Origin of the sequence: Vibrio sp. Vb2131, from assembly GCF_033338535.1 — a bacterium.
Taxonomy (GTDB): Bacteria; Pseudomonadota; Gammaproteobacteria; order Enterobacterales; family Vibrionaceae; genus Vibrio; species Vibrio alginolyticus.
This window is the reverse complement of sequence record NZ_JAWOSW010000002.1, coordinates 399,354-419,035: the sequence shown is the minus strand read 5'-3', so window position 1 is coordinate 419,035 and position 19,682 is coordinate 399,354. Positions and strand designations below refer to the sequence as shown.

16 protein-coding genes are annotated in these 19,682 nt (G+C 44.9%); 10 read left to right on the top strand and 6 right to left on the bottom strand.

Translation table 11 applies throughout. The annotated features are described in order from the left end of the window. Window positions 1–33: 33 nt before the first annotated feature. Together ycfP and R7E38_RS03990 are read left to right on the top strand one after the other, a co-directional pair. Complete coding sequence (gene ycfP / locus R7E38_RS03995) at window positions 34–576, top strand: alpha/beta hydrolase YcfP (RefSeq protein WP_005378464.1); 543 nt, start codon at window positions 34–36, stop codon at window positions 574–576. Between the two features lie 533 nt (window positions 577–1,109). Then, a complete protein-coding gene (locus R7E38_RS03990) occupies window positions 1,110–2,399 on the top strand; it encodes an NAD(P)/FAD-dependent oxidoreductase (RefSeq protein WP_005378463.1) in 1,290 nt (429 codons plus the stop codon). 76 nt (window positions 2,400–2,475) lie between these two features. On the opposite strand, the gene R7E38_RS03985 is transcribed toward R7E38_RS03990, so the two are convergent. From R7E38_RS03985 to R7E38_RS03970, 4 genes are all read right to left on the bottom strand, one after another. Further along, window positions 2,476–3,024, bottom strand: coding sequence for a GNAT family N-acetyltransferase (locus R7E38_RS03985; RefSeq protein WP_025766936.1), 549 nt, complete (start codon window positions 3,022–3,024; stop codon window positions 2,476–2,478). 160 nt (window positions 3,025–3,184) lie between these two features. Next, window positions 3,185–3,952: a peptidoglycan binding protein CsiV gene (locus R7E38_RS03980; RefSeq protein ID WP_021707672.1), complete on the bottom strand. Its 768-nt coding sequence runs from the start codon at window positions 3,950–3,952 to the stop codon at window positions 3,185–3,187. Window positions 3,953–3,959: 7 nt separating this feature from the next. Then, window positions 3,960–7,421, bottom strand: a complete 3,462-nt coding sequence (mfd, locus tag R7E38_RS03975; RefSeq protein WP_226082831.1) for a transcription-repair coupling factor — start codon at window positions 7,419–7,421, stop codon at window positions 3,960–3,962. A gap of 5 nt (window positions 7,422–7,426) precedes the next feature. Continuing rightward, the gene (locus tag R7E38_RS03970; protein ID WP_025766933.1) at window positions 7,427–7,996 is read right to left on the bottom strand and encodes a hypothetical protein; all 570 of its coding nucleotides are present in this window, start codon (window positions 7,994–7,996) and stop codon (window positions 7,427–7,429) included. 249 nt (window positions 7,997–8,245) lie between these two features. On the opposite strand from R7E38_RS03970, the gene lolC reads away from it, so the two are divergent. Genes lolC through lolE form a run of 3 tightly spaced genes read left to right on the top strand, consistent with a single transcriptional unit; the run spans window position 8,246 to window position 11,401 of the window. Further along, window positions 8,246–9,454, top strand: coding sequence for a lipoprotein-releasing ABC transporter permease subunit LolC (gene lolC, locus R7E38_RS03965; RefSeq protein ID WP_031778997.1), 1,209 nt, complete (start codon window positions 8,246–8,248; stop codon window positions 9,452–9,454). Beyond that, window positions 9,447–10,154 (top strand): lipoprotein-releasing ABC transporter ATP-binding protein LolD, encoded by a 708-nt coding sequence (lolD, locus tag R7E38_RS03960; protein WP_005378457.1) that lies wholly within the window; start codon window positions 9,447–9,449, stop codon window positions 10,152–10,154. Before lolC ends, lolD begins: the two co-directional genes overlap by 8 nt. Window positions 10,155–10,156: 2 nt before the next feature. Next, window positions 10,157–11,401 (top strand): lipoprotein-releasing ABC transporter permease subunit LolE, encoded by a 1,245-nt coding sequence (gene lolE, locus R7E38_RS03955; RefSeq protein ID WP_226082834.1) that lies wholly within the window; start codon window positions 10,157–10,159, stop codon window positions 11,399–11,401. Window positions 11,402–11,550: 149 nt separating this feature from the next. On the opposite strand, the gene R7E38_RS03950 is transcribed toward lolE, so the two are convergent. After that, window positions 11,551–12,060: a DUF2062 domain-containing protein gene (locus tag R7E38_RS03950; protein WP_226082836.1), complete on the bottom strand. Its 510-nt coding sequence runs from the start codon at window positions 12,058–12,060 to the stop codon at window positions 11,551–11,553. A gap of 8 nt (window positions 12,061–12,068) precedes the next feature. On the opposite strand from R7E38_RS03950, the gene R7E38_RS03945 reads away from it, so the two are divergent. From R7E38_RS03945 to kdsB, 5 genes are read left to right on the top strand one after another with little or no spacing between them, the layout of a single operon-like run. Beyond that, entirely contained in the window at window positions 12,069–14,324 is a 2,256-nt protein-coding gene (locus R7E38_RS03945; RefSeq protein WP_065274292.1) for a DNA internalization-related competence protein ComEC/Rec2, read from the top strand. Between the two features lie 31 nt (window positions 14,325–14,355). Then, on the top strand, window positions 14,356–16,104 hold the full coding sequence (gene msbA, locus R7E38_RS03940) for a lipid A ABC transporter ATP-binding protein/permease MsbA (protein ID WP_213866959.1): 1,749 nt from the start codon (window positions 14,356–14,358) through the stop codon (window positions 16,102–16,104). A 5-nt stretch (window positions 16,105–16,109) separates the two neighbouring features. Continuing rightward, window positions 16,110–17,117, top strand: a complete 1,008-nt coding sequence (gene lpxK, locus R7E38_RS03935) for a tetraacyldisaccharide 4'-kinase (protein WP_065274294.1) — start codon at window positions 16,110–16,112, stop codon at window positions 17,115–17,117. Then, window positions 17,098–17,277: a Trm112 family protein gene (locus tag R7E38_RS03930; protein WP_005378451.1), complete on the top strand. Its 180-nt coding sequence runs from the start codon at window positions 17,098–17,100 to the stop codon at window positions 17,275–17,277. Before lpxK ends, R7E38_RS03930 begins: the two co-directional genes overlap by 20 nt. After that, window positions 17,277–18,032, top strand: a complete 756-nt coding sequence (kdsB, locus tag R7E38_RS03925) for a 3-deoxy-manno-octulosonate cytidylyltransferase (protein WP_005378450.1) — start codon at window positions 17,277–17,279, stop codon at window positions 18,030–18,032. The genes R7E38_RS03930 and kdsB overlap by 1 nt, the downstream gene beginning before the upstream one ends. An 80-nt stretch (window positions 18,033–18,112) precedes the next feature. Here the strand turns inward: kdsB and R7E38_RS03920 are convergent, their stop codons facing one another. Then, window positions 18,113–19,672, bottom strand: coding sequence for a SpoVR family protein (locus R7E38_RS03920; RefSeq protein ID WP_005378449.1), 1,560 nt, complete (start codon window positions 19,670–19,672; stop codon window positions 18,113–18,115). Window positions 19,673–19,682 lie beyond the last annotated feature (10 nt).

Below are 19,682 nucleotides of genomic sequence, written 5' to 3'. Positions count from 1 at the left end.
AAAAGTACCAGATACACACAGGGAGAGGTACACATGATTATTTACTTACACGGCTTTGACAGTACAAGCCCGGGTAACCACGAAAAAGTTCTTCAACTGCAATTTATCGACGACGACGTTCGTTTTATCAATTACAGCACCCTTCACCCAAAGCACGACATGCAACACTTGTTAAAAGAAGTGTCTAAAGTTATCGATCAATCTGATGACCCAAACCCGTTAATCTGTGGGGTTGGTTTAGGTGGTTACTGGTCTGAGCGAATTGGTTTTCTATGCGGTATCAAGCAAGTGATGTTCAACCCGAACTTGCATCCAGAAAAAACGATGGCTGGTCGAATCGATCGCCCAGAAGAGTACGAAGATATCGCAACAAAATGTGTTGATCAGTTCCGAGCGAAAAATCAAGCTCACTGCTTAGTGATTCTCTCTAAAGATGATGAAGTGCATGACAATTCGAAAACGGCAGCTGAGCTAGAAAAACACTATCAAATCATTTGGGATGAAACTCAGTCTCATAAGTTCAAAAAAATCTCTCATCATTTACAAGCGATAAAGGCATTTAAAAATACTTATTAATGTTGAGTGTAGACAGTAAAGCGGCGTTTTTATCGGCTGCTTTGCTGCGATTCCTTCTCTTGAGTATGCCGAGCCACTGTCTCTTTGAAAGGCACATTTTCTTGGTTTAACGCTTTGAATATTGTGTTCTCCTTACCGTTTTCTTACTTCCCTCCTATGTAGCACGAACACCTTGTTGTAGAGTAGTCGAAAAGTAGTCAATCCGTACTCGTTACACGGATTTTGGTTGCCTTCAAAGTTGGTCTCTATATAATGAACCGGACTAAAATAATTTGATAAATATCAAAAAAAATTGAGAGCGAGTAATAAACTTGCCCAAAAAATTCTGGCGTCGTACGCGTACCAGATAAACATGCCAAACCCTGACAAGTCATTGATAGATAAAGAATCAAGGTGAGTGGCAGTTTTTTAATCCAAGTAATTGAGACACCTCTAAGAACCAAGAATTCATCGGTTGGATGGATGCCACAAATATTTGTGAGTCATGCATCGAGCTGAACCCCATATATTCATTTTTGTAGAGGAAAATCATTGTGACACGCATTATCGTTGTAGGCGGCGGTGCAGGTGGTCTTGAGTTGGCAACTAAGCTTGGTCGAACTCTAGGTCGCAAAAACCGTGCGCAAATTACGCTAGTCGATCGAAAAGCGAGCCACTTGTGGAAGCCATTATTGCATGAGGTTGCTACAGGTTCTTTGGACGAAGGAGTAGATGCACTGAGCTATCGAGCTCATGCAAAAAACCACAGCTTCGACTTCCAAATGGGGAGTCTTCAAGACATCGACCGTGAACGTAAAGTGATCATCTTAAGTGAGCTTAAAGACGAACACGGTGAACTTCTTATGCCAAGCCGTGAGCTAGAATACGACATTCTAGTGATGGCAATTGGCTCGACATCAAACGACTTCAACACGCCTGGCGTTCGTGAAAACTGTATTTTCCTAGACAGCCCTGAGCAAGCACACCGTTTCCGTACAGAAATGAACAACGAGTTCCTAAAGCTGCACGCGAAAAACGGTAACGGTACGGTCGATATTGCGATTGTTGGTGCTGGTGCAACTGGCGTTGAACTATCAGCTGAGTTACATAATGCTGTTAAAGAGCTGCGCACTTATGGCTTCGGTGATCTTGATTCTAGCAAGTTGAACGTCAATCTGATTGAAGCAGGTGAGCGTATTTTACCAGCGTTACCTCCACGTATTTCTTCTGCTGCTCATCAAGAGTTGGTGAAGTTGGGCGTAAACGTGCGCACCGCCACTATGGTGACTAAAGCTGAAAAAGATGGCCTTACTACAAAAGATGGTGAGAAGATCCCAGCTCAAATCATGGTTTGGGCTGCGGGTATCAAAGCTCCAGACTTTATTAAAGATATCGCTGGCTTAGAAACGAACCGTATCAATCAGCTTGTAGTGAAAAACACACTACAGACAACACGAGATGATGACATCTTTGTTATTGGTGACTTAGCACAATGCACCCAGTCTGACGGTTCGTTCGTGCCGCCACGCGCTCAAGCTGCACACCAAATGGCAAGCCAGGCATTTAGTAACATCGTCGCGAAGATCAACGGGCGCGAGTTGAAAGACTACGTATATAAAGATCACGGTTCATTAGTGTCTCTAAGTCGCTTCTCAACCGTTGGTAGTCTGATGGGGAACCTAACTAAAGGGTCGATGATGGTAGAAGGCCGTATTGCTCGTGTCGTTTACATCTCATTGTATCGCATGCACCTAATGGCGTTGCACGGTGTATTCAAAACCGGTCTGATGATGCTCGTCGGCCGCATTAATCGCGTGCTGCGTCCAAACCTTAAGCTGCACTAAGGTTTTAAATCCACTCTGTGTGGATGTGTTGTATCTTAAAAAATGCAGAAGCCACCGCAAGTCGGTGGCTTTTTGTTTATGTTAGATCTGTCGGTAAAAGTGAGTACACAACGCCATCTTTAGGCTTACCATGAAAAATAAACCGGTTTCTGGCGATGGCTTCTTTTTGTGCACCGACGGACTCAATTAAGGCTTGGCTAGCTTCGTTGTCGGGGTCACAAACAATCTCTAGTCGAGTTAAACTTAGCTTTGCGAAGCAGAATTCTGCTAAGGCTTTAACGGCTTCTTGGGCATAGCCTTGCCGTTGATAGCGGTCGGCAACCCAGTAACCAATACTCGCCATATTAAACGTATGATATAACTCATTAACCGCTGCCATTCCAACCAAAGTGTTACTTTGCCGCTCATAGATACCGAAACCAAAAGCCTCAGTTTTGACCCAGTTAAGACGGGTTGCCAACAGAAAGTCCTGCGCGGTTTTCAATGTGACGTTTTTATCACACCAGTCAAGCCATTGGTGCAGCGAAGGGGATTCTGCAAGTAATCGTTGTAGTGAATGTGCTTCTTCAGCAGGGATGAGCTTGAGCGCTAAGCGGGGCGCAATGATTTCAAAGTCTGGACTCATGAACTAATACGACTTCCATGTTGAGTGTAAGTAAATTGAAAGCTGTCTATTTATACTTGAACGCAGCTATTTTCCTTGCTCTGCGTTGGTTAGGAATAACTGAGGTATAGCAGATAAAAACAAAGCGCAGCTTTGCTGCGCTTTGTCGAACCGCTCGTGCTTATCGAACCCGACGAACTTGAATGATCATACCCATCAACGGGTTATCTAGGTAATGAGTCTCGCTGCTACGCATACGACGTTTTTGATCCATTCGATAACTCTTCAGGAATTTCTCTTCGGTTACTGTCGGCGATATTTCTGCCAAGTTACCGACTTGGACGTTACCATCTACTTCACCTAAGTCATCCGCCAATTGCTCAGTTGAGGTTGGTTCAAAACGCACCTCTCTAACACTTGGTTCGCGCAGATCTAGTGTTGTTTCGGCGAAGAGGTAATGCTGTACGTATATTTGGAATCGACCATCTAGTTCATATAAAGGGCCATTGACCGTCTCTTCACTGTAACCGTCGCTGGAAAATGTTTGATTGCCATTGATTGGGCGGCCATCTGCTTGATAAGAATCAGAGAAATCTCGCCCGCCAACGATGCGGAAAATTGGGGCGCTAGATTTACCTCGGTCACCTTGACGCCAGGCTACGTGTTTAAGCACTTTAAAGCCGGCATGATTATTTAGTGCCGCTTCTTGCGCGTTGAGACGGAAAGAAGAACTTGGCAAAAGCGTCACGCCTTTAGAGCGGCGGTAGGATTCACTCTCTAGGCTACCGACATTTTCCATATCGATTTTTGGCAGTTGATTCGGCCAAGATTCTGTTGTGCTTTCAGCGTCGACTGCTCGCTTGAAAATGATCACTTCAATATCAAATTGGCGCTGTGCCCAAGAGGGCATTGAGACACATAGAAGCAATAACGGGATCAGTATTCTCATTCGACTATTAGCTCGTTGGTAATAAATTCTGTTTAAAATCATTCAGTAAGTCTTGAACAAACTGAATGCGTTTACGTCGGTCCACCAATGGTACGCTAAACTTGAACTTAGTTGGACCTTCCATTGCAAATTTTTGCGGCTGTGATTGCAGCAGTTTAACTAAATACGCTGGATTTATGTCAGCATCAGGGTAAAACTCGATAAATCCACCTTTATCATGGGCTTCTATCTTTTTCGCTTTTAAACTACCAGCCGAAATTTTCAATTCTGAGACGGCAAGTAAGTTCTTTGTTGCGTCTGGAAGCAGACCAAAGCGATCAATCAGTTCCACTTTTAGCTCTGATAGTTCATCACTGCTTGTGACACTCGCAATGCGTTTGTACATCGACAGTCGTGTGTTTACATCCGGAATGTAATCATCTGGTAAGAGCGCTGGGATTCGCATTTCCACTTCAGTTTGCTCACGAAGCAGCTCATCCAAAGATGGTTCCTTGCCTTCTTTTAATGCTTGCACTGCTTGTTCCAGCATTTCCATATAAAGTGTAAAACCAACAGATTGAATTTGCCCACTTTGCTCATCACCAAGCAGCTCACCAGCACCACGGATTTCTAAATCGTGGGTTGCTAACGTAAAGCCAGCACCTAAGTCTTCCAGTGAAGCAATCGCATCAAGACGCTTGATGGCATCTTTGGTCATGGCTTTTGGATGTGGCGTTAATAAGTAAGCATAGGCCTGATGGTGCGAACGTCCAACACGGCCACGTAATTGATGCAACTGCGCCAAGCCAAGATTGTCCGCACGATCCATGATTATGGTATTCGCCGTTGGTACGTCGATACCGGTTTCGATGATGGTTGTACACACCAACACATTAAAGCGCTGATGGTAGAAGTCATTCATGATTCGCTCAAGTTCGCGCTCGCGCATTTGACCATGAGCCACGGTAATACGTGCCTCTGGGATGAGTTTCTGTAAGTCTTCTGCCGTTTTTTCAATGGTTTCAACCTGATTGTGCAGGAAGTAAACCTGACCACCACGCATAATTTCACGCAGTACCGCTTCACGGACCACTGGCTCTTCTTTTTGTCGAACAAAGGTTTTAATGGCTAAACGGCGTGCAGGAGGTGTCGCGATGATCGACAGGTCTCGCATGCCACTCATTGCCATATTCAGTGTGCGTGGAATTGGTGTTGCGGTGAGGGTAAGAATGTCCACATCCGCACGCATTGCTTTGACTTTTTCTTTTTGACGAACCCCGAAGCGGTGTTCCTCATCAACGATCAACAAACCTAAATCTTTGAATTTAATGTCGCTCGAAAGCAGCTTATGCGTACCAACGACAATATCGACTTTACCATCGGCAACGTCTTGCAGAATGACTTTTTGTTCTTTGGCAGATTTAAAACGAGACAGTACTTCAACTCGGATTGGTAAGTTGGCAAAACGGTCACGGAAGTTTTCGAAATGCTGCTGAGCAAGCAAGGTTGTTGGTACGAGTACGGCGACCTGTTTACTGTTATCCGTTGCGACAAATGCTGCGCGCATAGCGACTTCCGTTTTACCAAAGCCCACGTCACCACACACTAAGCGATCCATCGCTTTTGCCTGGCACATGTCTGACAAGACGGCATTGATGGCCATCGCTTGGTCATCTGTTTCTTCAAACGGGAATGTTGCTTTAAATGTTGCGTATTGCCCACGATCTAGCTCAAATTTGAAGCCAGGTTTTAATTCTCGTTTAGCATACACATCCAGCAATTCTGCCGCGACATCACGCACTTTTTCTGCCGCTTTACGACGTGCTTTTGCCCACGCTTCACCACCTAATTTATGCAGTGGCGCACTCTCTTCAGCGCCGCCAGAATAACGGCTGATAAGATTCAGTGATGAAACTGGCACGTAGAGCTTGGCATCGTTTTGATACTCAAGGGTGACGTATTCCGTTTTCATGCCACCGGCTTCAAGTGTTTGTAAACCGATGTAGCGACCAATACCGTGATCAATATGAACCACAGGTTGACCGGGTTTTAACTCCGCAAGGTGGCGAATAACGGTGTCACTGTTGACGGCTTTTTTATCTTTGCGGCGTCGCTGGATAACACGGTCACCGAGTAGATCACTTTCACAGATCAGAGCGAAGTTCAGCTCTTCGTGAATGAAACCATGCTCTGCTGCGCCTAAGATCAAGCTGAATCGATCACCCGAGTCTAGAGCTTGGTAAAGTGAGCCATGTACGACTGGCCGAACTTTGATGCCTTGCAACAGCTCCGTTAGTGCTTCACGACGACCTTCTGACTCTACCGAGAAAACGATTTTTCCGCTGAATTGCTCACTAAACTGACGAAGGCGCGAGAGCGGCTCTTTATTTTGTTGCTGAACGCCAAGCTCGGCTAACGATTGTACGGGTAGGTTTTGACGACCGGCACGCTTAACCACTTTATCTAGGCTCAATTGAGCGATAGGGAGCTGTTTTAGTTGACTGAAAAGTTCGTCTTTTTTCAACCAAAGCTGTTCAGGAGTCAAAAGAGGACGCAGCGGATCAACTTTTTTCTGGTCGTATCGATATTCGACATCGGTTAAGAAAGTATCGACCGCAGATTCGATATCACCATATGTGATGACTTGAGAGTCTTCTGGCAAATATTCAAATAAAGTCTCGGTATGGTCAAAAAACAGCGGCTGCCAATACTCAATACCAGCGGGCCACGTGCCTTTGGTCACTTGCATGTAGATTGATTCAGGCTCGCGGCGTGCGTCGAACTGGGTGCGCCAACGTGTACGGAAATCTTCAATCGCTTCTTTAGTGGTTGGGAACTCATGTGCAGGCAGCAATTGGATTTGCTGAATATCGTCGATAGAGCGTTGGTTCTCTGGATCAAACGTGCGAATGGTATCTATTTCATCATCAAAGAAGTCGATGCGGTACGGGTCATTGCTGCCCATAGGAAAGAGATCCAGAATAGACCCACGACTTGCATATTCACCTGGCCCAAATACTTGATCTACATGGCGGTAGCCTGAATTTTCAAGTTGTACACGTAACTTCTTTAGCGAGATTCGATCACCAGTTTTCACCATTAAAGTGTGTTGCAACAAAAAATCACGTGGCGATTGGCGTTGCAATACTGTACTGACCGGGACGATGGTTATGCCATTACGTTGACTTGGCAGTTGGTATAGGCGTGCGATACGTTCAGAGATGATTTCTTGATGCGGAGAAAAGTTATCGTAAGGCAGCGTTTCCCAGTCGGGGAATAGGCTTACCGTTTGGTCGGTGAATTGCTCAATCTCTGCCTGAAGCTTTAAAGCGATTTGCGGGTCAGGCACAACGAGTAGCGAGTGACTCGAATGCTGCTTGGCTAGCTCTGCAATGGCTAGAGGTAGAGCTGCGCCCGGCAAATTACCTAGCTGTTTTTTGTCGCCACGCTCTGAAGGGTTGGTGACGGAAAGAATCGTTGCTTTTGTCATAGGAATTATTTTTTATCTCGCTCCATCGAGCGCTGACGTAAAAGTTTTTGTTGTTGATACAGTGCCGCCTTTATCAGTAAATCTTGATCAGATTCTCGGAGCATCTTGTATCTAAGCGTGATAATGAAATCTTGCTCTGAAGCATCACATTCTTCTACTTGAGCGTAACAGTAAATCGCCGCAGCAGGGTGATCGAGGAACAGTTTAACACGAACGAGTTGTTGAGTAGTTAACGCTGTATCTGAGCGGAAACTGAGTTGACTAGCACCAAACTGCGTCGTTTGATATCGAATGGAGGCGTCATCTTGTTGTGAAAGCATAAAGCTCAACAAGAGGTTAAGTTTCGCGTTTTGCGTATCAAGCAAGTTGATCACATGCTTTAACTCTTTGTTTTTCAGCTCTAGACGCGCGTTGTCTGCCAACATATCTAAGTGACTAAATTCACTGGCGACAATAAATGGTGCTGGAATTTCGGAGACAAATGTTTCTTCATCTGGCAAAGCAAAGTCCTCACTTAACGTTTCGACGTTGATGGTGAGGTTATGATGGACGGTAAAGTATTCTTGCTCTGTCATATAGTCGATCCTTTTGCCTGTGAGCGCTCCCTGTTCACTCAACAAACAAAGAGAAATAGGGCACTGATTATCGCTAACTGAATGAAGTTATCAAGTTTAGTCGATTTGTCCTTGAACTTTTTGCCCTAAATACAGACTTATTGCATGTCGTTGACAAATTTAGCGATTCTCTTGTCTTCTTAATGAGAAGAGTAAGGTAAGATAATCCGCTAAAGCTTTATATCAAAACAACCAGTTGGTTTGTCTTATATGTATCATCCTATCTCATTGTTTATTGGCTTAAGGTATCTTCGGGGACGCTCTGGAGATAGGTTCAGCCGATTTGTTTCTTATATGTCGACGGCGGGTATTACGATCGGTGTAATGGCGTTGGTGACGGTTCTTTCTGTGATGAACGGGTTTGAATCGCAGTTAAAAGAACGCATTTTAGGTGTGCTACCTCATGCCGTTGTTTCGCAACACGATGGAAAAACGCCTATGACCGAGTCTGCCCCTCCATTTGTTCAAGCGATGTCGAGTGAATCTCAGCCGGAGCCTATCGTTAGAGGAGAGGCTGTTATTCAGAGTTCTGCACAGCTGACGGCTGGTTACCTCATCGGTATTGAACCTAAGAAAGGCGATCCGATTAGCAACCATTTGATTGCCGGACGATTATCGTCACTTCAAGCAGGTGACTACAATGTATTTTTGGGTCACAGTTTGGCGCGTTCACTAAAGGTCTCAATCGGGGATAAAGTGCGCTTGATGGTGACCAACGCAACGCAGTTTACCCCACTTGGCCGTATTCCTAGCCAGCGAAACTTTACTGTCTCAGGCATTTTCAATACGGGATCGGACGTTGATGGTCAATTAATGATTGTGAACATGACGGATGCATCTAAGCTGATGCGTTTCCCTAAAGACACGGTTTCTGGTTGGCGTGTCTTTTTCTCTGACCCATTTATGGTGACGGATTTTGCTGACCAACCCATGCCTGATGGATGGGAATGGAGTGATTGGCGCGAACAGCGTGGTGAGCTTTTCCAAGCGGTGAAAATGGAAAAGAACATGATGGGACTTATGCTAGGTCTAATTGTGGGTGTCGCTGCATTCAATATTATCTCCGCTTTAATCATGGTGGTAATGGAGAAGCAATCAGAAGTCGCAATATTGAAAACTCAAGGCATGACTCAATCTCAAGTGATGACCATTTTCATGGTGCAAGGTGCAAGCAGTGGTGTAATTGGCGCGATTGTTGGTGGCGCTGCGGGCGTGATCTTGTCACTTAATCTAAATGCGATTCTTGAATCTGCTGGTGTGGCGCTATTCAGCTTTGGTGGTCATCTACCCATCTTGATTGATTCACTGCAAATTCTTTTAGTGGTGGTATTGGCGATTGCTCTTAGCCTTGCTGCTACGCTTTATCCTTCTTATCGAGCATCTTCTGTTAAACCTGCTGAGGCACTTCGCTATGAATAAGCTATTAGAATGTCGTGATATTCGTAAAGTCTACCGAGAGGGTTCGTTAGATACGGAAGTGTTGAAAGGCGTAAGTTTCGATATCGACAAAGGGGAGTTGGTTTCTATTGTTGGCTCTTCTGGTTCGGGAAAAAGTACCTTATTGCATATTTTAGGTGCGTTAGATGACGCAACTCATGGTGAAGTTGATTTTCTAGGGCAAAACCTATCAGCTTTGAGCTCGAACAAACAGGCGGCATTACGCAACAAGCACCTTGGTTTTGTATACCAGTTTCATCACTTATTGGCTGACTTTACTGCGCTTGAAAATGTGGCGATGCCACTGATGATTGGCGGTGCTAAAGTAGCGGATGCAAAACAGGCGGCTAAAGCGCTGTTAGATAAAGTTGGTTTGAGTCATCGGATGCAACATAGACCCTCCGAGTTATCGGGCGGTGAGCGTCAGCGTGTTGCGATTGCGCGTGCATTGGTGAATAAACCTGATCTGGTCTTGGCTGATGAACCTACGGGGAACTTAGATCACAATACGGCACTGTCTATCTATGATTTGATGCGCGAGCTCAATAAAGAGTCAAACATTGCATTTTTGGTTGTCACGCATGACAAAGAGCTGGCAGCAAAAATGGATCGTCAAATGCACATGCAAGATGGTTTGCTCGTAGATCGTTTTGTGACTGATACAGCATCTGCGGAGGGCTAGTTTTGTTTACCTCTTTAGCTTTGATGATTGGTGGTCGCTTCAGTCGAGCGAAAAAGCGCAACAAGATGGTGTCTTTCATATCGCTTTCTTCGACCATTGGTATTGCGGTTGGCGTTGCTGTGATCATTATCGGTTTGTCTGCAATGAATGGCTTTGAGCGCGAGCTGCAATCGCGTGTGTTGTCTGTGATCCCACACGGCGAGTTAGAAGGTGTTAATGGACCACTTCATGACTACACCAAAACGATGAATCAAGCTCTAAAACATGAACATGTTGTCGCGGCAGCACCGTACGTTCGTTTTACGGGTTTGGCAGAAAAAGGCAGTAAGCTAAAAGCGATAGAAGTTCGTGGCGTAGAGCCTACTTTCGAGCAAGCGGTGTCGAGCTTATCGAATTTTATTGACCAAGCAGCTTGGCAAAACTTTTATGCCGGTCAGCAGCAAGTGATCTTAGGCCGAGGTGTAGCAAACGAGCTAAATGTCGCCGTGGGGGATTACGTTACGTTAATGATTCCGCAAACAGGCGGCGCAAATAAAGTGCAGGCTCCTAAGCGTGTGCGCGTGAAGGTGTCAGGGTTCTTAACGTTGAATGGCCAAATCGACCACTCTCTAGCGTTAGTACCATTAGCTGATGCGCAGCAATACGCGAGGTTAGGGGGAGGGGTCACAGGCATTTCACTAAAAACTGACGATGTTCTCAATGCGCCTTCTATTGTTCGTGAGGTTGGTAGCATGGTTGATGTTTACGTGTATTTGAAAAGCTGGCAGCAAAAGTTTGGTTTTTTGTATCGCGATATTCAGCTCGTGCGCACCATTATGTACTTGGTGATGGTACTGGTGATTGGCGTGGCATGTTTTAATATTGTGTCTACGTTGATGATGGCAGTGAAAGACCGAGCGGCGGAAATTGCAATTTTGCGAACAATGGGAGCAAAAGATAGCCTAATCAAACGGATCTTTGTTTGGCAAGGTGTATTCTCTGGTGTATTTGGCAGTCTCGTCGGCAGTGTTATCGGTGTCTTAGTGGCGTTAAACCTGACTCCGTTAATTAAAGGGTTAGAGAGCTTAATTGGTCATCAGTTTTTATCGGGTGATATTTACTTTGTTGACTTCTTACCATCACAACTACACTGGCCAGATATGGCATTGGTGTCAGTGACGGCGATAGTGCTTAGTTTACTTGCGACGTGGTATCCTGCTTCTCGTGCCGCAAGGTTGAATCCGGCGGCTGTACTGAGTTCTAAATAGCTGATTGTTTTACAATATGCGAAATACAAAAAAGGACCGAATTCGGTCCTTTTTTGTATTTATCCGACTTGAGTAACATCGCGTTTCATTCTAACTGTTAGATGCCCCTCAACTGATAGCTCAAATGCTGATTTTTACGCAGTAAGGTCTTATCTTATTTTGCGTTTTTGCCAGCTCCGTACCACGGAGTAGCGCCAAAGCCCTCGAATTCCGAAGTAGCCAATAATCGCGGATACAACCCCACAAATTGCGCAGCCCAATAGAAATGGAGGTCCAATGGTGCTCATTTGCTGCATGATGAATTCCCACGATATTTCAAAGTGAAAAGGTTGCGGGGGAAGACGCATCACTAGAGCACCTAGCTTGTACGCAAAGTAAAATAGCACAGGCATAGTGATAGGGTTGCTGATCCATACCAAAGCGACGGAGAGGGGCAGATTGACACCCAACATAATGGCCAAACCAGCGGCCATGATCATTTGGCTCGGCAGCGGAACAAAAGCCATAAATAACCCGACAGCAAAAGCCCCTGATGCCGAGCGGCGGTTTAAGCACCACAAGTTTGGGTTGTACAACACATTGCCGAAGACCTTCAATGCTTTTTGGCGTTTGATCAATTCATGATCTGGCATGAAGCGTTTTATCAGCTTTCTAGGCATAGGACAGCATGACTCTCTCAGAAAAAAGTTGGACCTTGGCGTTATTTTTAGCGAGCGTAATCTCGTCAGCTTGGTGGCCGACAATACCAGATTGGCGTTGGTTGCTGCTGGGAATAATAACCACTGGCTCAATAATCAAATTACGTCGTGGCTTAATTAGCATAGGCGCAATTGCGGGCTTTATGGTTGTCATCGTCCACGGCAATGTATTGGAGTCTCAGAGACAAGCCCTTTTTCAAGCAGGGGAGAATATTACCATAATTGGTAAAGTTGACAGCCCTTTTACGCAAATAAGTCACGGTTATGAAGGTATTGTCGCTATAGAAGCGGTAAATTCTCAAACTCTGTTACCTTTTCTTAAACCTAAAATCCGTCTTATTACGCCTTTTCCACTCGATGTTAACAGTGAGTTTACGACATCCATCTCGTTAAAGCCGATTACAGGTCTACGCAACGAAGCTGGCTTTGATGCTGAAAAGCACGCGATGGGTAAAAATATTATCGCCCGAGCGGTTGTCAACAAAGACGCTAAGTGGATTGTTCGTTCTAATGTATCTCTGCGTCAATCCATTATTGCCGATGTCGCTGATGATGTGTCTTCCCTTCATCATTTCTCGTTAATAAGTGCGTTAGTTTTTGCTGACCGTTCTTGGTTGTCTAAGGAAGATTGGCAAGCGCTCAGGGACAGTGGTTTACTGCATTTGGTCTCCATTTCTGGTTTACATATTGGTATGGCGTTTACTTTTGGGCTAGTCGTGGGCGGTACCGTTCGTTATCTATTACCCCAATACCAGTTGTTGCCTAGCTTATATGGGCTGATCTTCGCTGTTGCCTACGCTTGGTTAGCGGATTTCTCTCTGCCTACTACGCGAGCAGTGTCGGTATGCGTTGTTTACGTTCTCCTGAAGTATACTCTGGTGCACTGGACTTCTTGGCGAGTTCTTTTGCTTGCAGTATCTCTACAACTGCTTGTTCAACCTTTTGCATCCTACAGTATGAGCTTTTGGTTATCATACCTATCCGTTTGTGCGGTATTGTTCGCAATTAATTTGATTCGACATCAAAGGGGAGGTTGGAAAGCGAGATTAAAAGCGTTATTGCTTACTCAATTGATGTTGAGCGCTTTAATCGTACCTGTTAGTGGCCATTTCTTCTCCGGTTTTAGTTTGTCCTCAATAGCCTACAACTTGGTATTTATTCCTTGGTTCGGATTTATCGTTGTACCTTTGATGTTTCTAGCCCTGTTCTCATCTTTGTTTCTTGAAATGATAGCGAAGCCTCTGTGGCATTTGGTGGACTGGTCATTACAGCCATTGAGCACGTCAATACAGTACGCAGTAGGTTCTTGGCAATCCATTAGCATGGAAATGACAATGCTGGTTATGGCGATAGTGGTTTGCTTAATATTTCAACGGTTCATGTCTCATTACGCGTGGTATTTGTTACTCGGCATCGTTATTAGTATCAAGCTTGCATCGAAGTATGAACCGAGTTGGCGTATCGATGTATTAGATGTAGGTCATGGCCTTGCAGTGGTTGTAGAAAAAGACGACAAGGTGTTGCTGTATGACACTGGTAAAGCATGGCAAAGCGGCAGTATCGCAGAGCAGGTCGTCACTCCGGTTTTGCATCAACGAGGTTATGAAAGCATAGATACACTGATTCTAAGCCATTTCGATAATGATCACGCAGGCGGCCGCTTTTTCATTGAAGATGCCTTTTCTCCACAGCGTAAATTTAGTAGTCAATTCTTTATCGGATATGAACCTTGCACTAGAGGCGACCAATGGAAATGGCAAGGATTAAACATGGAAGTGCTCTGGCCTCCTGCACTTGTTCAACGTGCGTATAATCCGCACTCCTGTGTATTACGACTTACTGACCCTATTTCTAACTTTAGTATGCTTTTTACTGGTGATATTGAGGCCATTAGCGAGTGGATATTGCTTAGAGAGCCCGGAAAGTTACAAAGCGATGTGATGCTAGTCCCTCACCACGGGAGTAAAAGTTCATCGAATCCTCGATTTATCGAGGCGGTGAGCCCGAGTGTGGCAGTTGCTTCTTTAGCAAAAAACAATCGATGGGGAATGCCAGCGGAAAATGTCGTTGCTTCATACCGAAAGCTTGGCATTACTTGGCTTGATACTGGTGAGGGTGGTCAGGTAAGCTTCTTTATTCACCGTGATAATTGGCGCTCAGAAACCAAACGTAGCGATACATTTGAGCCTTGGTATAGGCAGATGCTGCGTAAGGGAGTAGAATGAGAGTCTTAATGTAAGAAAATAAAGCACTTCTATGTCGATAAATACTGATGAAACGACTTGGCAGACGTTTAAGCGTCTATGGCAATTTATTCGCCTTTATAAGTCAGGTCTTGTCGTTGCAGTCATTGCATTAGTTATTAATGCCATATCAGATACCTATATGATTTCCCTGCTAAAACCACTACTCGATGAAGGTTTTGGGAACGCTGAATCTGATTTTTTACGCACGCTTCCATTGATTATTTTTGCCATGATGTTCATCCGTGGCATAAGTGGATTTGTCTCCACCTACTGTTTGAGCTGGGTATCTGGCAACGTAGTTATGCAAGTCCGTCGCATGGTGTTCAATCACTTTATGCATATGCCAGTGTCTTACTTTGATAAGGAAAAGACGGGCAATTTATTGTCGCGTATAACCTACGACTCAGAGCAAGTGTCAGCGGCAACTAGCCAAGCGTTGGTGAGCATTGTCCGTGAAGGCGCAAGTATCATTGGTCTGTTAGTTTTGATGTTTTACAACAGCTGGCAATTGTCGCTAGTGCTGTTTGCTGTTGCTCCCGTTGTAGCATGGGGTATTGGTGTTGTTTCTAAACGTTTTAGAAAAATATCCAAAAATATGCAGACCATGATGGGTAACGTAACTGCATCAGCAGAGCAGATGCTGAAAGGCCATAAAGTTGTGTTGAGCTATGGCGGCCAAGACATCGAACGTAAACGATTTGAAAAAGTCAGCAACCAAATGCGTCAACAAAGCATGAAGTTGGTGACGGCTCAAGCGGCGGCTAACCCTATCATCCAAATGATTGCATCACTTGCAATTGTTGCCGTTCTTTATTTAGCAAGTATTGATTCGATTAAAGAGCAACTGACTCCAGGTACATTTACTGTTGTCTTCTCTGCAATGTTTGGTCTGATGCGCCCACTTAAAGCGCTGACTAACGTTACTTCTCAGTTCCAACGTGGTATGGCCGCGAGCCAAACGCTCTTCGCGTTAATTGACCTCGAGCCTGAGAAAAACGAAGGTAAGTTGACAGTTAAACGCGCAAATGGCGATGTTTCAGTTAAAAACGTAAGCTTTACTTACACTGGTGCAGAAAAACCAGCATTGGAAAATGTCAGCTTCGATATTCCAAGAGGAAAAACGGTGGCGCTAGTTGGCCGTTCTGGCTCAGGTAAAAGTACCATCGCGAACTTGTTCAACCGCTTCTATGATGTTGACAGTGGATCTATCACATTAGATGGGCATGATATTCGTGATTACGAGCTAAAGAATTTACGTCAGCAATTTGCACTAGTATCGCAAAATGTTCATTTGTTTAATGACACGATAGCAAACAATATTGCGTACGCAACGGATGGTCAATATGAGCGCAGTGATATCGAGAAAGCGGCAACACTCGCGCATGCGATGGAGTTCATCGGCAAAATGGATGATGGACTTGATACCATGATTGGTGAAAATGGTGCTAGCTTGTCTGGTGGTCAACGCCAACGTGTTGCGATTGCGCGAGCTCTATTGCGTGATGCTCCAGTGCTGATTCTTGATGAGGCAACTTCGGCTTTGGATACCGAATCCGAGCGAGCTATTCAAGCTGCACTTGATGAGCTGCAAAAAGACAAAACGGTACTTGTAATAGCGCACCGCTTATCCACAATCGAGAAAGCCGATGAAATTCTTGTGGTTGATGATGGTGCCATCATTGAACGTGGCAACCACGCTGAGCTTATTGAGAAAAATGGTGCGTATGCACAATTGCACCGTATTCAGTTTGGTGAATAAGCGCGGTGATTGAAAAAATCTGGTTTGAAAACCATCCAATAAAATACCTCTTGTGGCCGCTTTTGTGGCCACTGAGTTTATTATTTGGAGCGATAAGCAAGTCAAAGCGAAAGCAATACCAAACTGGCCGCAAGCAAGCTTATAATGCGCCTATACCTGTTGTTGTGGTTGGCAATATCACTGCTGGTGGCAATGGTAAAACACCAGTTGTTGTGTGGCTTGTTGAGCAACTACAGCAAATGGGCTTTAAGCCGGGGGTTGTTTCTCGTGGTTATGGGGCAAAGGCTCCTGCCTATCCGTTAGTGCTAAAAGAAGATACGCCAGCGAAGCATTGTGGCGATGAACCTAAGTTGATTCATCGCCGTACAGGAGCACCTGTTGCGGTAGATCCTGTGCGTTCAAATGCAGTGAAAGCACTGCTAGATTTGGATGTGGATATCATAATTACGGATGATGGATTACAACATTATGCGTTAGGCCGTGATATTGAGTTAGTGATTGTGGATGGGAATCGCCGGTTTGGGAATGAAAGCCTGATTCCATTAGGTCCTTTACGTGAAGGTATTGAGCGACTTAAAGAAGTCGACTTTATCATCACCAATGGCGGTCAAGCGCATACGGGCGAAATCGCAATGGCTTTAGCACCCTCTAAAGCTATTAATCTTAAGACTAAGCAACATGTGGATGTCTCGGAGTTGAAAGATCTCGTCGCATTTGCGGGCATTGGGCATCCTCCGCGTTTTTTTCATACACTAAACTCGATGGACGCAGATGTTAAAGTCACAAAAGGTTTTGCTGACCATCAAGACTTTGATCAACAAGAATTAGAAGCATTGGCTCAACAAGGGACCAATGTGATTATGACCGAGAAAGATGCCGTCAAGTGCAGCCATTATGCGCAAGATAATTGGTGGTATCTGCCTGTATCTGCCCAGTTTGAATCAAACGATGCAGAGCAAATTTTAAATAGAATAAAAGAGGTTAAAGCGGCTTATGGATCACCGTCTACTTGAGATTGTAGCTTGCCCTGTTTGCAAAGGTAAGCTGACGTACGATAAAGATAATCAAGAGTTGATCTGCAAATTGGATCGCCTTGCTTACCCGATCAAAGAGGGTATTCCAGTTCTGCTAGAGCCTGAAGCTCGCACTATGAGCATGGATGAGGGACGCTAATGTCTTTTACGGTTGTCATCCCTTCGCGCTACGCATCGAGCCGTTTGCCTGGTAAACCGCTAGCGGATATTGGTGGTAAGCCTATGGTTCAGTGGGTTTATGAACAAGCGCTACAAGCGGGTGCGGAAGATGTCATCGTTGCAACTGATGACGAGCGTGTTGCGAAAGCGGTTTCGTCATTTGGTGGTAAAGTTTGTATGACCTCTCCCCACCACGAATCAGGTACGGAGCGTCTTGCAGAAGTTGTTGAAAAGATGGCTATTCCGTCAGACCACATTATTGTTAATGTGCAAGGGGATGAGCCTTTGATTCCGCCGTCCATCATTCGTCAGGTTGCTGATAACTTATCAGGGTGTGAAGCCCCGATGGCGACGTTAGCTGTAGAAATAGACTCGGAAGAGGAAGTGTTCAACCCGAACGCTGTTAAAGTTGTCGCAGATGAGCAAGGCTATGCGTTGTACTTTAGTCGAGCAACCATCCCTTGGGATCGCGATAACTTTGCTAAACAAGACAAAACCATTGCCAACCCATTAATGCGTCATATTGGTATTTATGCTTATCGAGCTGGTTTCATTAATACGTATGTCAACTGGGCACCAAGTGCATTAGAGCAGATTGAGTGTCTTGAGCAACTGCGAGTGCTTTGGTACGGTGAAAAAATTCATGTGGCGGTAGCGAAAGAAGCACCAGCGGCAGGGGTTGATACGCCCGAAGACCTAGAAGCCGTGCGCGCGATTGTTGCAAAGCAAGCGTAACAAATGCTCATATAGATTTAAGAATAAACAAGGCTCCTGAATTAGGAGCCTTTTTTGTTTTACTCGTATCGCGGTATTAGTTAAATGTTAGTGTCGTATTGGTTCCGTTTAGGGCAGGTCGCTAACACCTCTCGGTGACCGGTGTCTTTCACTTCTTGGAGAATGACATCAAAGCCCCATAATCGGTACACGTGCTTTAGAACTTCTTCGTAACTATCATCAAGTGGGATGCGGTTGTGAGGAACGTACTGCAACGTAAGCGATCGATCACCACGGACATCGACATTAAACACCTGAATGTTTGGCTCAAGATTAGATAAGTTATACTGAGCGGCTAAGGTTTCTCTAATGCGTTTATAACCCATCTCATCGTGTATAGCAGCGACTTCAATAAAGTTCTTATGGTCATCATCGTTGATCGCAAACAGCTTGAAATCACGCATTAATTTCGGAGAAAGGTATTGGCTAATAAAGCTTTCATCTTTGAAATTATGCATCGCGAAATGCACTGCATCTAACCAGTCGGTTCCTGCTAAATCTGGAAACCACTCCTTGTCCTCATCAGTTGGTTCTTCGCAGATACGCTTAATATCTCGGAACATGGCAAAGCCTAACGCGTAGGGGTTAATGCCATTAAAGTAAGGACTGTTATAAGGCGGCTGAGCCACGACACTGGTGTGGCTATGTAAGAACTCTAGAATGAACTTTTCAGACACCAAGCCCTCATCATAAAGATGGTTGAGTATGGTGTAGTGCCAGAACGTTGCCCAGCCTTCATTCATGACTTGCGTTTGTTTTTGCGGATAAAAATACTGACTGATCTTACGGACGATCCGAACAACTTCACGTTGCCATGGCTCTAGCAACGGCGCATGTTTTTCGAAGAAGTAGAGCAAGTTTTCCTGAGGCTCGCTTGGGAATCGCTCTTTAATGTCTTCCTCTTTCGTCTTGGCTGTTGGTACCGTGCGCCAAAGCTCATTAACTTGAGATTGTAGGTATGCTTCGCGTTCTTCTTGTCTTGCTTTTTCCTCTGTAATTGAGATTTTCTCTGGACGCTTGTAGCGGTCTACACCAAAGTTCATTAACGCGTGACAAGAGTCGAGCAGCTTTTCCACTTCTTTTACGCCATATCGTTCTTCACATTCGGCTAAGTACTTTTTGGCGAACAGCAGATAGTCGATAATAGAACTGGCGTCAGTCCACGTTTGGAATAGGTAATTACCTTTGAAAAAAGAGTTATGGCCGTAACACGCGTGTGCTATCACGAGTGCTTGCATTGTTACCGTATTTTCTTCCATCAAATAAGCAATACAAGGGTCGGAGTTAATCACAATCTCGTAGGCTAGCCCCATTTGACCATGTTTATAGTTCTGCTCTGTTTGAATGAATTTTTTACCAAATGACCAGTGGTTGTAATTGATTGGCATGCCGATGCTTGAATAGGCATCCATCATCTGTTCTGAAGTAATCACTTCTATTTGGTTAGGGTAAGTGTCTAGGCGATAATGCTCCGCGACACGCTTAATTTCTTTGTGGTATCGCTCTAACAGCTCAAATGTCCAATCTGGTCCATCTGGCAACACTTTACTGTTACGCTTCTTAGGCGCCTCTCCTGAGAGGTTTCTCGTTGCGGTATTCATCGCTAGCCTC